Annotated in this window: 15 protein-coding genes; 11 read left to right on the plus strand and 4 right to left on the minus strand. The window is 64.9% G+C overall.

The features are described 5' to 3' along the window. The first annotated feature begins 194 nt into the window (after nt 1-194). Nucleotides 195-575: a DUF5330 domain-containing protein gene (locus tag ACVWZM_RS04565; RefSeq protein WP_168856462.1), complete on the plus strand. Its 381-nt coding sequence runs from the start codon at nt 195-197 to the stop codon at nt 573-575. Nucleotides 576-719: 144 nt separating this feature from the next. Beyond that, entirely contained in the window at nt 720-1,151 is a 432-nt protein-coding gene (locus ACVWZM_RS04570) for a SufE family protein (protein ID WP_141343262.1), read from the plus strand. 4 nt (nt 1,152-1,155) lie between these two features. On the opposite strand, the gene ACVWZM_RS04575 is transcribed toward ACVWZM_RS04570, so the two are convergent. Then, entirely contained in the window at nt 1,156-1,569 is a 414-nt protein-coding gene (locus ACVWZM_RS04575) for a MucR family transcriptional regulator (RefSeq protein ID WP_057015640.1), read from the minus strand. A 177-nt stretch (nt 1,570-1,746) separates the two neighbouring features. Further along, a complete protein-coding gene (locus tag ACVWZM_RS04580; protein WP_316394547.1) occupies nt 1,747-2,637 on the minus strand; it encodes a DUF308 domain-containing protein in 891 nt (296 codons plus the stop codon). A gap of 339 nt (nt 2,638-2,976) precedes the next feature. Between ACVWZM_RS04580 and ACVWZM_RS04585 the strand changes: the two genes are divergently transcribed. Then, nucleotides 2,977-4,626 carry a glycosyltransferase family 39 protein gene (locus ACVWZM_RS04585; protein ID WP_456852121.1) on the plus strand — a complete coding sequence of 550 codons (1,650 nt, stop codon included), beginning with the start codon at nt 2,977-2,979 and terminating at the stop codon, nt 4,624-4,626. 147 nt (nt 4,627-4,773) lie between these two features. Further along, a complete protein-coding gene (locus ACVWZM_RS04590; RefSeq protein ID WP_456835271.1) occupies nt 4,774-5,553 on the plus strand; it encodes a class II aldolase/adducin family protein in 780 nt (259 codons plus the stop codon). Between the two features lie 103 nt (nt 5,554-5,656). Here the strand turns inward: ACVWZM_RS04590 and ACVWZM_RS04595 are convergent, their stop codons facing one another. Both ACVWZM_RS04595 and ACVWZM_RS04600 read right to left on the minus strand, forming a co-directional pair. Beyond that, nucleotides 5,657-7,057: a M20/M25/M40 family metallo-hydrolase gene (locus tag ACVWZM_RS04595; protein ID WP_456852123.1), complete on the minus strand. Its 1,401-nt coding sequence runs from the start codon at nt 7,055-7,057 to the stop codon at nt 5,657-5,659. Between the two features lie 95 nt (nt 7,058-7,152). After that, nucleotides 7,153-8,775: a helicase HerA-like domain-containing protein gene (locus tag ACVWZM_RS04600; protein WP_076833148.1), complete on the minus strand. Its 1,623-nt coding sequence runs from the start codon at nt 8,773-8,775 to the stop codon at nt 7,153-7,155. Between the two features lie 352 nt (nt 8,776-9,127). Here ACVWZM_RS04600 and ACVWZM_RS04605 point away from each other — a divergent pair, with 352 nt between their 5' ends. The 7 genes from ACVWZM_RS04605 (at nt 9,128) to ACVWZM_RS04635 (ending at nt 14,225) form a co-directional block, all read left to right on the plus strand. Continuing rightward, complete coding sequence (locus ACVWZM_RS04605) at nt 9,128-9,493, plus strand: hypothetical protein (protein WP_016841849.1); 366 nt, start codon at nt 9,128-9,130, stop codon at nt 9,491-9,493. Between the two features lie 57 nt (nt 9,494-9,550). Continuing rightward, a complete protein-coding gene (locus ACVWZM_RS04610; protein ID WP_018270650.1) occupies nt 9,551-9,958 on the plus strand; it encodes a DUF4332 domain-containing protein in 408 nt (135 codons plus the stop codon). 87 nt (nt 9,959-10,045) lie between these two features. Further along, nucleotides 10,046-10,903, plus strand: a complete 858-nt coding sequence (gene folP, locus ACVWZM_RS04615; protein WP_456835272.1) for a dihydropteroate synthase — start codon at nt 10,046-10,048, stop codon at nt 10,901-10,903. Then, complete coding sequence (folB, locus tag ACVWZM_RS04620) at nt 10,900-11,280, plus strand: dihydroneopterin aldolase (RefSeq protein ID WP_016842351.1); 381 nt, start codon at nt 10,900-10,902, stop codon at nt 11,278-11,280. Before folP ends, folB begins: the two co-directional genes overlap by 4 nt. Before the next feature lie 6 nt (nt 11,281-11,286). Further along, the gene (folK, locus tag ACVWZM_RS04625; RefSeq protein ID WP_028331647.1) at nt 11,287-11,778 is read left to right on the plus strand and encodes a 2-amino-4-hydroxy-6-hydroxymethyldihydropteridine diphosphokinase; all 492 of its coding nucleotides are present in this window, start codon (nt 11,287-11,289) and stop codon (nt 11,776-11,778) included. Between the two features lie 105 nt (nt 11,779-11,883). Then, a complete protein-coding gene (locus ACVWZM_RS04630) occupies nt 11,884-13,758 on the plus strand; it encodes a methylmalonyl-CoA mutase family protein (protein ID WP_456835273.1) in 1,875 nt (624 codons plus the stop codon). Next, nucleotides 13,755-14,225 carry a GFA family protein gene (locus ACVWZM_RS04635; protein WP_057015646.1) on the plus strand — a complete coding sequence of 157 codons (471 nt, stop codon included), beginning with the start codon at nt 13,755-13,757 and terminating at the stop codon, nt 14,223-14,225. The genes ACVWZM_RS04630 and ACVWZM_RS04635 overlap by 4 nt, the downstream gene beginning before the upstream one ends. The last annotated feature ends 28 nt before the right edge of the window (nt 14,226-14,253 follow it).

A 14,253-nucleotide genomic window follows, 5' to 3' on the forward strand; every position in this document is an offset into this window, starting at 1 on the left:
GCGTATCCGGCGCGCGTCGGCCGCCATCAATCGAAAATTTACGGCGAATCAATTCAGGCGAATTTTCCGCGATTTTTCGGCGGATTTACTTCAATGCAGATACTTCCGATTTATCGACCGATGCTAACCCTCAAGGCCAATAGCGGCATCGACCGCGCAAGAAGCAAAACAAGACAGACGACCGGGATCGCGCCATGTTCTTCCTGCTGCGTTTGGCATTCTGGCTCGGGCTTGTGCTCGTGCTGCTGCCGAGAGACAAAACACCCGAAGCGGACAAGGCGCCGCAGATCAGCGCGTCGGACGCGGTGTCGGCCGCGACCGCGACGATCAACGACATGGGTCAGTTCTGCAAGCGCCAGCCGTCTGCCTGCGAGGTCGGCGGCCAGGCCGCGACCGCGATCGGCCAGCGCGCGACCGACGGGGCGCGCAAGCTCTACCAGATCATCACGGACAAGAAGCCACCCGACCACACCGGCTCGATCGGCCAGGACGAGACCGATTCAGCCACCGCGTTCCGCGACACGCTGACCGCGGAGGATCAGTCGATCGAATTCCGCCTGCCGCCGACGCCGTGAGCGGAAACCAAAGCGCTGTCGAGCGAGGCAGGCACCGGTTCGCGTGAAGAAAACGCGTCAAAACAGCCGGGAACCGGTTCCATTTTCATCGCTTTCGCGGCCCGCCTTCCTATATAAGCCGTCAAGGACAGGAAGCGGGCCACGATGACGACGATCGACGAAATCAGGGACAATTTTGCGCTGCTGGACGAGTGGGACGACCGTTACCGCTATGTCATCGAGCTCGGCCGCACGCTCGAACCGTTGTCGGAGGCGGAGCACTCGGCCGAGAACAAGGTGCAGGGCTGCGTCAGCCAGGTCTGGCTGTCGAAGCGGATCGAGCGCGATGCCAACGGCGAACCGCGCCTGATCTATATCGGCGACAGCGACGCCCACATCGTGCGCGGCCTGGTCGCGATCGTGCTGACGCTGTTTTCTGGGCAAACGCCCAAGGAAATCCTCGGCACCGACGCGCTCGCGCTGTTCGACGAATTCGGCTTCCGCGACCATCTGACGCCGCAGCGCTCCAACGGCCTGCGCTCGATGGTCGACCGCATCCGCAACGATGCGCGCGAGGCGCTGGCGTCCGCCGCGTAGATCTTTACTTCCGCTTCCGCGCCTGCTGACCGAGACCCATCTTCTTGGCGAGCTGCGATCGCGCCACCGCATAGTTCGGCGCCACCATCGGATAGTCGGCCGGCAGGCCCCATTTGTCGCGATACTGCTCCGGGGTCATGTTGTACTGGGTGCGCAGATGGCGCTTCAGCGACTTGAAGCGCTTGCCGTCCTCGAGGCACACCAGATATTCGGGCGTGATCGACTTCTTCATCGACACCGCAGGCTTGGCCGGCTCGCTCGGCGTGTCGTTGCGTCCGCTCGACACCCGCAGCAAAGCGGAGTGGACCTGGCTGATCAGGTTCGGAATGTCCGAGGCCGGCGTCGGATTGTTGCTGAGATAGGCCGAAACGATGTTGGCGGTCAGCTCGACCGGCGTTTTGCCTGACGTATCGGACATGGCTCAATCTTCCCCGTGCTCTCGGCAGCCCGGCGCCCACCGGACAGTATCCATGCGCAGCAATACATTAATGGAATCGCGTACTACTTTGCGAATATGCACGAATTGCAGCAAATCTGACAACAACGGCCGCGTTTCCGGCTACGGGCCGGCCGCGCGCAAGTATTGGCCCGGATCTTAAGGCCGCTGCTCCAGATGCGACCTGAGCTCGTCGATCGAGGCAAATCGCATCATGCCCTCCGGCATCTGCGCCTCGATTGATCCGTCCGAATAGAGCGAATAGGCCATGCCGTCGACGACGCCGGATTTGAGCACGGTCACCGGCGGCTGCTCCTGCGGCGGCGGCGGATGGCCCGACGACGGCGAGGCGGCGGCGGCCGACTGGGCCTCGCCGAAGGTGGATGGCGTCCGGGGGCCGCGCCGCGGGGCGACGTCGACCGGCCGCGGCCGGTCGGCCTTCGGCCAGGCATCGTCGAAGGTTGCCGACGCCGGTTCGGCCGAACCACCCGGATTCGGACGCAGTTCCGGCGACAACAGATCCGGCGTGAGCGGTTCGGCGGCACGCCCCTGGCTCCGCTCGCGCTCCTTGCGCGAGGAGGAAAACAGCAGATTGCGCCGCTTGGGCGGCGCAGCGCCATCCGCGGGCGCGGCCGCCGGTGCGGGCGGCGGCACCTCGCCTGATGCGCCGCGCGAGGCGATCTCGTCGTGCCAGGGCGGCGCCGCGGGAGCGGATGGCGGGAACGCTGGAGCCAGCGGCGGAGGCGCCGAGACCTTCGGCTCAGGCGGCGGGAACACCGGATCGTCGGGAGTGCCGCGCGGGGAAGTTGCAGACGGCGACCCGGACCGCAGACCCACTGCCACGACGGCATCGAGCCGGTCGCCCATGGCCTGGAGTTCGCGAAGGATGGCGGCAAGGGCGAGAACAATCACGCCGGTACATGCGCCGGTCACGCCTGTTGCGATCAACGTGCCGCCGACGCTGAATTCCTTGTTTGGAATTCCGAGGCCGATCGCCGCCAGGCCCGCCACGACCAGGCCCGCGCCGACGACCAACAGACCAACCTTCATCGAACTAACCCCCGGGAGACCCATCCGAAAATCGGCGCGGGCCACCAACGCCACGATACCGTCATATTGCCCACACCGCCAACCGCCAATTGTAGACAGAGTTCCCTAAAATCCCGCTTAACCAAGCCGCGATGCGTTGCTTCACCGCGGCCGCAGTGGCTGTCGGGCAGCCAGCTCCCGTAGATCTACTGGCTACGAATTGCTGCCAATTTATTGCAACGCATCTGGGAAATTACGCCACAATTACCAATTACTCGGAAACGGAACTGCGCTATGGATGCCGGGGAATGAGGCCCTAAAGCGCCAATCTGGGCCACAGGCACGCCGGTATCACTAGCTATGTCATCGATTACGACGTCTGCCCTCGAGGCGCCTGCGCGGCGCTCGGTGGAGAAGACCTGCGACGATCTCGCTGTCCTCGTCCTCGGCGTGGTCGCCGTGGTCGCCGGCTTGACGTTCCGCGATTACGGTCTGGGCTGGGACGATTACACCCACGCTGAATATGCCGACCTCCTGCTGCGCATGTACGAGTCCGGGTTCAAGGACACCGGCGCGCTGTCGTTTGCCAATCTGTATATGTACGGCGGCGGCTTCGACATGGCCGCGGCCTTGCTGCACAAGCTCATTCCGCTCGAACTGTTCGAGACGCGCCGCCTGCTCGGCGCGATCGTCGGCGTCATCGGCCTTGCCGTAACCTGGCGCCTGGCACGCCGTGTCGGCGGCCCGCTGGCGGGACTGGCGGCGCTGCTGCTGCTGGCGCTGTGCCCGACCCTCTACGGCCACATGTTCATGAATCCGAAGGATGCGCCGTTCGCCGTGGCGATGGTGGTCCTGATCATGGGCCTGGTCCGCCTGATCGAGGAATATCCGGCGCCCTCGCCGCGCACCATCCTGATCGTCGGCCTGGGGGCCGGCCTGTCGATCGGCTGCCGCGTGCTTGGCGGGCTCGCATTGATCTACGCCGTGGTCGGCTTCGTCCCGCTCCTGATCGAGGAATTCCGCAAGCAGGGCCCGCGCGAGGCGACCCACCGCTTTGCCCATGTCGTCTATGTGCTGCTGCCGGGACTTCTGCTGGGCTATCTCGTGATGGGCCTGATCTGGCCGTGGTCGATCATGGAGCCCGGACATCCGCTCGAAGCGGTGACCTATTTCTCGCACTTCTTCGAGAAACCGTGGAAGGAGATGTTCGACGGCGCGCTGGTGTCGGTGCCGGACATGCCGTGGTCCTATCTGCCCACCTTGTTCGCGCTGCAGCTTCCCGAAGTGCTGCTGGTGCTGCTGGCCGCCGCCGTCGTCATCACCTTGATGTCGCTGTCGCGCTATGACGTCACCGCGAAGCGCAAGTCGATCATGCTGATGCTGACGCTGGCGGCGACGCTGCCGCTGGTGATCGCGATGGTGAAGCGGCCGGCGCTCTATAACGGCATCCGCCACTTCATCTTCGTGATTCCGCCGATGACGGTGCTGGCCGGCGTCGCATTCGCGCGCGGCATGGACTGGCTCGGCGAGAACCGCCGCGCCTGGCAGCCCGCGGCGCTCGCCATGTTCGCATTCGGCCTCTTGCTGCCGCTCAGCGAAATGATCCGCCTGCATCCGTATCAGTACACGCACTTCAACCACATCGCCGGCACGGTGCGGACCGCGGACAACTTCTTCATGCTGGACTATTGGGGCCTGGCGCTGAAGCAGGCATCCGACGGGCTGCGCGAGCAGCTGGCGGAGCGGCAGGAAGTGCCGCCGCAGAACCGCAAGTGGAAGGTCGCGGTGTGCGGACCGCAGCGCCCCGCGCAGGTCGCGCTCGGCCCCGATTTCACGATCGGATGGGACAGCAATGCCGCCGACTTCGCGATGACGCTCGGCGAATTCTACTGCAAGGGCCTGGCCGCGCCGGTCATGGTCGAGATCAAGCGCGACGACGTCGTGTTCGCCCGCGTCTATGACATCCGCGGCCGCAGCATCTCGAGCCTGCTGGCGATCCCGGCGCCGTAACGCATCAGACTGGCCCACTGACGATCGCCGTTCGGATCGTGGGCCGCATGCCGACATGACTGTCACGCCGTTACCCTGCCTTGCTGCGGTCCGGCGGCGGCGCTACGCTTGGACCAAGCAATAACGCCATCAATGGAGCAATCGGCCATGTCGCCAGCGGAAGTGCGCCTGAAGGAAGTGCCGTCGGATATGAGTGCGGCGGAATGGGAGCAGCGGATCAATCTTGCTGCCTGCTACCGGCTGGTCGCGCTCTATGGCTGGGACGATCTGGTCGATACCCACATCTCCGCCCGCGTGCCGGGGCCCGAGCATCACTTCCTGATCAACCCCTACGGGCTGATGTTCGACGAGATCACCGCGTCGAGCCTCGTCAAGGTCGACCTCGACGGCAACCAGCTTTCGAAGAGCGACTACAGCATCAACCCGGCCGGCTTCACCATCCATTCGGCGATCCACGAGGTGCGCGAGGACGCCGGCTGCGTGCTCCATCTGCACACCGTCGACGGCACTGCGGTATCGAGCGGCCCCGACGGGCTGCTGCCGCTGAACCAGACCGCGCAGCTCGTCACCCACGACCTCGCCTATCACGACTATGAAGGCATCGCGCTCGATCATGACGAGCGCCCGCGCCTGCAGCGCGATCTCGGCAACAAGAACCACATGCTGCTGCGCAATCACGGCACCCTGACGGTCGGCCGCTCGGTCGCCTCCGCGTTCGAGCGGATGTACCATCTGGAGCGCGCCTGCTCGATGCAGGTGGCGACCCGCGCGCTCGGACCGATCGCCTATCCGGTCGACCAGCATGCGATCGACAAGAACACCGAGCTGCTCTCCAACCCGGACCGCGCCGAGCTGCGCTCGACCCAGCTGGTCTGGCCGCCGCTGCTGCGCAAGCTCGACCGGGTCAATCCCGGCTACCGTGATTGAAATTTCATAATCTTCGGGTAGGCTAACGGCCAACACCCTCTGCACTACCGAATCAAAACGCCGCCCAATTCCGGGCGGCGTTTTTACGTGAATTGCCGTTGCGCTATTTGGCGTCGCCGAACGCCGCCAGGATCCGCGCCCAGGAGCGGATGCCCTTGTGGTAGCTCTTGAGGTCGTACTTCTCGTTCGGCGAATGGATGTTGTCGTCGTCGAGCCCGAAGCCGATCAGCACGCTGTCGAGGCCGAGCGTGTGCTTGAAATCGGCGACGATCGGGATCGAGGCGCCGGAGCCGATCAGCAGCGCCTCCTTGCCCCATTCGTCGGTCAGCGCGCGGCGCGCGGCTGCCAGCGGCTTCATGTTCCAGTCGAGCGCGATCGCCGGCGCGCTGGAATGGTCGGTGAACTCGGCCTTGCAGTCGGCCGGCAGGCGCGCCTTCACATAGTCGCGGAACGCCTTTCGGATCTTCTCGGGATCCTGTCCCTCGACCAGGCGGAACGAGACCTTCGCTGACGCCTCGGCCGCGATCACCGTCTTGGAGCCCTCGCCGGTATAGCCGCCGACGATGCCGTTGATGTCGCAGGTCGGGCGCGAGGAGACCTGCTCGATCAGGAGCCGGTCCTTTTCGCCGGCGGGCACCGAGAGGCCGATCGGCTTGAGGAAGCTCTCCGGCGTCAGATTGAGCTGCTTCCACTGGGCCAGAATATCCGGCGGCAAATCCTTCACGCCGTCATAGAAACCGGGGATGGTGATGTGGCCGTTCTCGTCATGCAGGCCGCCGAGGATCCGCGTCAGCACGCGGATCGGGTTCTGCGCGCCGCCGCCGAACACGCCGGAATGCAGATCGCGATTGGCGGCCTTGATCTTGACCTCGTCATAGACCAGGCCGCGCAATGAGGTGGTGATCGCCGGCGTATTCGGGTCCCACATGCCGGTGTCGCAGACCAGCGCGAAGTCGGCCTTGAGGTCGTCCTTGTTCGCCTCGAGGAACGGCACGAAATTCGTCGAACCGATCTCCTCTTCACCCTCGATGACGATCGTGATGTCGACCGGCAGCGATCCCGTCACCGTCTTCCAGGCACGGCACGCCTCGACGAAGGTCATCAACTGTCCCTTGTCGTCCTCGGCGCCGCGCGCGACGATAATCTTGCGCCCGTCGGCATGGTCGGTCACGACAGGCTCGAACGGCGGACGGTGCCAGAGATTCAACGGATCGACCGGCTGCACGTCGTAGTGGCCGTAGAACAGCACGTGCGGGCGTCCGTCGGCCGAGCCGTTCAGCTTGCCGACCACGGCCGGATGGCCGGCAGTCGGCCGCACTTCGGTCTTGAAGCCGACTGTCGCGATATCCTTGGCGAGATGATCGGCAGCCGCCTTGCAGTCATCAGCGAAGGCCGGATCGGCCGAGATCGATTTGATCCGCAGCAGCGTGAACAGCCGCTCGAGACTGTTGTCGAAATCGGCGTCGATACGGTCGAGGACGGGCTGCAGCTTGGCGTTGGACATCGCGGATATCCTTTTTGTTGGACGTTGCGCCAGGTTGTAGCGCGCCGGCCGCGGGAGGCAAAGCCGGTCTCCCGCTTCGGCCGACCGGCGCGGTGCTATCTGCGCAGCAATCCGCCGAGCGCGCCGCGCACCAGCGCCCGGCCGATCGAGCCGCCAACCGAACCGCCGAGCGATTTGCCGAGATCGGCGGCCACGCCGCCGATCACCTTGTCGGTCACCGAGCGCGTGACGCTGCGCGCGATCACCTGTCCGGTCGACATGCGGCCGCGCTTGACGTTGGTGCCGAAGATCGTGGACGCGATCGAACCGAGCTGGCCGAGGATGCCGCCACCCTCGCCGCCAGCGCTGCCGTCCGCCGGCGCCGCCGTCCCGGCGAGCCGCTTCTGGATGATCTCGTAGGCGGATTCGGCATCGACCGCGGTGTCGTATTTGCCCTTGACCGGGCTCGCATCCATGATCGCCTTGCGCTCCTCCGGCGTGATCGGCCCGATCCGCGCCGACGGCGGGCGCACCATGACGCGCTCGACCATCGACGGCGTGCCGCCGCCCTCGAGGAACGACACCAGCGCCTCGCCCTTGCCGAGCTCCATGATCACCCGCGCGGTGTCGAGCTTCGGATTGGGCCGGAAGGTCTGTGCGGCCGCGGCAACCGCCTTCTGATCGCGCGGCGTGAAGGCGCGCAGCGCGTGCTGCACGCGGTTGCCGAGCTGCGCCAGTACCTTGTCCGGCACGTCGATCGGATTCTGCGTGACGAAATAGACGCCGACTCCCTTGGAGCGGATCAGCCGCACCACCTGCTCGATCTTGTCCATCAGCGCCTTCGGCGCGTCGGTGAACAAGAGATGCGCCTCGTCGAAGAAGAACACCAGCTTCGGCTTCGGCAGGTCGCCGGCCTCCGGCAATTCCTCGAACAATTCCGAAAGCATCCAGAGCAGGAAGGTGGCGTAAAGCCGCGGGCTCTGCATCAGCTTGTCGGCGACCAGGATATTGACGATGCCGCGGCCGTCGCGGTCGGTGCGCATGAAATCCTTCAGCGTCAGCGCCGGCTCGCCGAAGAACTTGGCGCCGCCCTGGTTCTCGAGCACCAGGAGCTGACGCTGGATCGTTCCGACGGTCGCCTTGGATACATTGCCGTAGCCTTGCGCGGCCTTACGGATCGGCGCCAGCGGATCTTCCTCGTCGTCGGCAGCCTTCTTGCTGCCGTCCGGGGCGATCGCATCCAGCAGCGCCCGAAGGTCCTTCATGTCGATCAACGTGAGGCCGTTCTCATCGGCGACACGGAAGGCAACATTAAGCACGCCCTCCTGCACGTCGTTCAGATCGAGCATCCGCGAGAGCAACAGCGGTCCCATCTCGGTGACGGTGGCGCGCACCGGATGGCCCTGCTCGCCGAACACGTCCCAGAATACGGTCGAGAACTGATCCGGCTGGAAGGTCAGGCCCATCTCCTTGGCGCGCTTCAGGATAAAGTCCTTAGCCTCGCCGACTTCGGAGATACCGGAAAGATCGCCCTTGATGTCGGCTGCGAAAACCGGAACGCCGGCGCGCGCAAATCCTTCAGCCATGACCTGCAGCGTGACGGTCTTGCCGGTTCCGGTCGCACCGGTCACAAGGCCGTGGCGGTTGGCCAGCGCAAGCGTCAGCCAGGCTGTTTCCTCGCCCTTGCCGATAAAGATCTTCTCATCGGTATCGGCCAACTTGGTGTCGGACGTCGCCATCGCTTCGCCTCTTAACGCGATTTTAAATCGGCTCGATCCATTCGAACCGATGACATCATATTGCATCTTGCAGGTCGATTGAAACCATCGGCGCGCACTGATGTATATTGTCGCTGCACCAGTTCCTCATACTTTATTCCCGGCCAAGATTCCGGGCCAAGTGACGAAAGGCATTGCGCATTGCGACAAGATGGTGTGAATCCGCCGCTCAATCTTGCAGAGGTGCAACACTCCCGACGCGATCGAAAAAGAAAACGAACTGAAATGCGCGGATCGCTTGTATTTCGTGACACAGGCGCTCAAGATAAATCTTCAAGAATGATCCGGCAAAAACCGGTTGAGGCGGGGCAATATGGACGAATTGGTTGGGCAGCTGGCCGCGAAGGCCGGCATCGACGGTGCTGTCGCTGAAAAAACCATCGGCATCGTTCTGGGTTTCCTCCGTAACGAGGGACCTTCCGACAAAGTTCAGGCTCTGATCGACCAAATCCCCGGCGCCGAAGCGGCAATCGCCGCCTCCAACAACAGCGGTGGCCTATCGCGGTTGATGGGTGGCGGTCTGATGGCTGTCGGCACCCGGCTGATGGCGCTCGGATTGAGCATGAGTGAGATTCAGAACGTCGCGCGTGAACTTTTCAGGTTCGGCCGCGACAAAATCGGAGCGGATCAAATGGGCGAGATCATCTCGGGGACGCCGGGCCTCAGCCAGTTTGCCTGAAGCATTCTCCCAAAACGCCATTGCACGTGCGCTCCCTTCTACCTGCATACGAGTATCATGACATACCCCCTCTCCGAGATCGAAGGCCTGTCCGCCTATTGCGCCACCAAACTGAAATCGCAGGGTATCCGCACGACCGACGCACTGCTTGAAGCCGCCCGCACCGTCAAGGGACGCAAGGCGCTCGCCGCCAAGACCGGGATCAGCGAACAACAATTGCTCGAATGGGCCAACATCTCCGACTACATGCGGATTCCCGGCATGGGCAAGGCGAAGGTCGGTCTGGTCCGCGCCGCCGGCGTCACCACCGTGCGCGAGCTCGCGCACCGCAACCCGTCGCGGCTCGCGCAGAGCATGAAGGACGCCAATGTGCGGCGTAAGCTCGTCCGCGTGATGCCGTCGGAGAAGTCGGTCGAGCTGCTGATCGAAGAGGCACGCAAGCTGCCTCCCAAGATCACCTATTAGCCTGTCTTAACGGCATTCGGCCGCCGGCCGCGTCACCCGCCATCGCCACACCTTGACTTGCCGCTGCGGTCAGCGCAAAGCCACCGCATGATGGCGAGCAAGCCCATAGCATCGACGGTGACCGGCCCGGCCGTATCGGCGCTGCTGCCGGCGCTGTTGTCGCGGCCCTATCCGGCCGTGATGGGCATCCTGAACGTGACGCCGGACTCGTTCTCCGACGGCGGCCAGTTCGCCGCACCCGAAGAGGCGCTGGCGCAGGCCCGCAAGCTGGTCGCCGAGGGCGCCGATATCATCGACATTGGCGCGGAATCCACCCGTCCCTACGGCTCGCAGCCGATCACCGCCGAGGCCGAGATGGCGCGGCTGAAGCCCGTGCTTGCCGACGTGATCGCGCTTGGCGTGCCGGTCTCGATCGACAGCATGAAATCGGAGGTCGTGGCCTGGGCGCTCGACCACGGCGCTGTCATCGCCAATGACGTCTGGGGCCTGCAGCGCGATGCCGGCATAGCGCCGCTGGTCGCCGCACGCGGCGTGCCCGTGATCATCATGCACAATCGCGAGCAGGCCGATCCGGCGATCGACATCATGCAGGACATCGCCGCCTTCTTCGAGCGCTCACTCGCGATCGCCGCAAGCGCCGGCATTTCGCCCGACCGGATCGTGCTCGATCCCGGCATCGGCTTCGGCAAGACCCCGGAGCAGAGCATGATCGCGCTGGCGCGGCTTGCCGAGCTCGACGCGTTCCACCTGCCGCTGCTGGTCGGCGCCTCGCGCAAGCGCTTCATCAGCACGGTCGCGCCGTCGGAGCCGCAACAGCGGATCGGCGGCTCGATCGCGGCGCATCTGATCGCCGCGCAGAATGGCGCCCGTATCATCCGCGCGCATGACGTCGCCGAAACCGTTCAGGCGCTGCGCGTGGCCGCAGCAATCGAGGGACAGCAATGACCGATACGATCTTCATCACCGGGATCGTCATCCATGCCCGTCATGGCGTGATGGAACATGAAACGGAGGTCGGGCAGCGCTTCGTCATCGATCTCGAGCTCTATACCGACCTCTCGGAATCCTCGCGCACCGACCGCCTTTCAGATACGGTCTCCTATTCCAACGTGGTGGCGACCGCGACATCGGCATTCAAGAACACCAACTACAAGCTGCTGGAGCGCGCCGCCGGCGCGGTGGCCGAGGACATCCTGGCGAGCTTCCCGCGCATCCGGGCGGTCAAGGTCACGGTGCACAAGCCGCACGCGCCGATCGCCGCGATCTTCGACGATGTCGGCGTCGTGCTGACCCGCTCGCGCCATCAACCGCCCCAGGGTTGAACGCAGATGGCTGACGTCCTGATCGCCCTCGGCGGCAATGTCGGCGACGTCCGCACCACGTTTCGCAAGGCGATCGCCAATATCTGCGGCATGACCCAGGCCGCGCTTATCGCACGCTCGTCGGATTATTCGACGCCGCCCTGGGGCGAGCAGCAGCAGGACAGCTTCATCAACGCCTGCATCGAGATCGAGACCAGTCTCGATCCGCATGCGCTGCTGTTCACGCTGCACAAGATCGAAGCCAAATTCGGCCGCGACCGTGCCAATGAGCAGCGCTGGGGGCCGCGCACCCTCGACCTCGACCTGATCGCCTATGACGACGTCACACTGAACAAGCCGGAACTGACGCTGCCGCACCCGCGTTTGTTCGAACGCGCCTTCGTCTTGGTGCCGCTCGCCGAGATCGTTCCTGACCGCGTCATCGCCGGGCGCCGCGTCGCCGATGCGCTGGCGAAGGTCTCTACAGACGGTATTTTCCGTCTAGCGGACCTCGATTAAAGCGAAACCACCGCAAACAACCGTTTGGCTTGGCCGCCCGCCCGTGGCAATTTCCGGCCAAATCAAGGGGCCCCGCGCGGGGCCGGTGAAGGACGATTTGGGCGGATGACGACCTCGACTGACGATTTGGCTCTGGCTTCGGATTTTCGACCTGCGACCTATGACGACTGGCGCAAGCTGGTCGACGGCGTGCTGAAGGGCGCCCCGTTCGAGAAGCTGGTCGGCAAGACCTATGACGGCCTGAAGATCGATCCGATCTACCGCCGCGCCGCCAATTCAAGCCCGCTTGCCGGCCGCGCCGCCGCTGCACCCTGGCAGATCCTGCAGCGGGTCGATCATCCCGATGCCGCACAGGCCAATGCGCAAGCGCTGCAGGATCTCGAGAACGGGGCGACCGGCCTCGAATTCGAGTTCGCCGGGGGTCCCGGTGCGCGCGGCTTCGGTCTTGCCGACGCCAGCAAGAAGACGCTGGCGCGCGCCTGCGGCGGCGTCCATCTCGATGCCGGCATCATGATCGCGCTCAATCCGGTGATCGGCCGCGAGAACGCCGGCGAGACCTTTGCCGACATGGTCGAGGCCCGCAAGCTCGACCCGGCCAAGCTCGATCTGCATTTCAATTACCAGGCGCTCAGCACCATGGCCGTGCGCGGTGCTGCGGCCATCGCCTGGCCCGACTACGAAAAGTCGTTCGGCCAGGTCGTCAATGGCCTCATCAAGCGCGGCTTCAAGGGGCCGTTCGTGCTGGCCGACGGCCGGCCGGTCCATGATGCCGGCGGCTCCGAGGTGCAGGAACTCGCGTTCACGCTCGCGCTTGGCCTCGCCTATCTGCGCATGCTGGAGGGCGCCGGCATCGAGCTCGACGCGGCGCGCGCGGCGATCTCGTTCCGCCTCAGCGCCGACGCCGACCAGTTCCTGACGATGGCGAAATTTCGCGCGCTGCGGCTGCTGTGGGCACGTGTCGAGCAAGCCTGCGGACTTGCGCCGAAGCCGATCTTCGTCAACGCGCAAACCGCCTGGCGGATGCTGACCCAGCGCGATCCCAATGTGAACATGCTGCGCGCGACGATCGCGACCTTTGCGGCCGGGCTCGGCGGCGCCAATGCGATCACGGTGCTGCCGCACACGCTGGCGCTCGGCCTGCCTGATGACTTCGCCCGGCGCGTGGCGCGCAACACGCAACTCGTGCTGCTCGATGAGTCCAACCTCGCCAAGGTCTCCGATCCCGCGGCCGGCGCCGGCGGCATCGAGACGCTGACCTCGCAGCTCTGCGAGGCGGCGTGGATGCTGTTCCAGGAGATCGAGAAGGCCGGCGGCATCTTCGCCGCACTCGAGCAGGGACTGCTGCAAAACAAGGTCACCGCGACGCGATTGCTGCGCGAGACCAATGTGGCGAAGCGCCGCGACGTGCTGACCGGCGCCAGCGAATTTCCGGATCTGCGCGAGGCCGCCCCCGCGGTGCTGGATGTGAAACCATCAGCGCCGGCGTCCCTCGCCGGCGCCAAGGTGAAGTTCGACGCCCTCGCGCCGATGCGGCTTGCCGAACCGTTCGAGGCGCTGCGCGACAAGTCGGATGCCGCGCTGAAGGCGCATGGCGCACGGCCGAAGATATTCCTGGCCAATCTCGGCACCGCCGCGGACTTCACGGCCCGCGCGACCTTCGCCAAGAGCTTCTTCGAAACCGGCGGGATCGAGGCTATCGACAGCGAGGGTTTTGCCGACGCGGCGGCGCTGGCCGCGGCCTACAAGGCCTCGGGCGCCACGCTGGCGTGCATTTGTTCCTCGGATAAGGTCTATGCCGCCAGCGCCAGTGAGGCCGCCAGGGCCCTTCAAGGCGCCGGTGCAAGGCATATCTATCTGGCAGGGCGGCCCGGCGACCAGGAAGCGGCGCTGCGGGCGGCCGGCATCGGCGAGTTCGTCTTCGCCGGCGGTGATGCGCTGGCGACATTGCGCGACGCCTATCGGCGGATGGAGCAGACATGAGCGCAGAGGCACCATCGACACCCGTTCTGACCGGCGGCTGCCAGTGCGGCGCCGTCCGGTTTGCCGTCTCGGCGGCACCGACCCGGATCAGCATCTGCCACTGCCGGATGTGCCAGAAAGCGTCCGGGGCGCCATTTGCCTCTTTCGCCGACATCGATCGCAACGACTTCAGATGGACCCGCGGCAAGCCCGCCGCGTTCAGATCCTCCTCGATCGCCGAGCGCGACTTCTGCGCCGCCTGCGGAACGCCCCTGAGCTTCCGCCGCATCGACGGGCCCCGCATCGAGATCATGACCGGCGCCTTCGACCGGCCCGACCGGGTGATACCGACGCAACAATTCGGAACCGAGTCCCGCCACGGCTGGGTGGTCGGCATCGCCAACCTGCCGAGCCAGACCACGATGCAGAATTACGGACCGGACAAGATGGCGACCATCGTCAGCCATCAGCATCCGGACCACGATTGAGTTAGAAGCTACAGCGATTGATCGAACG

This window comes from Bradyrhizobium sp. USDA 4501, from assembly GCF_054062115.1.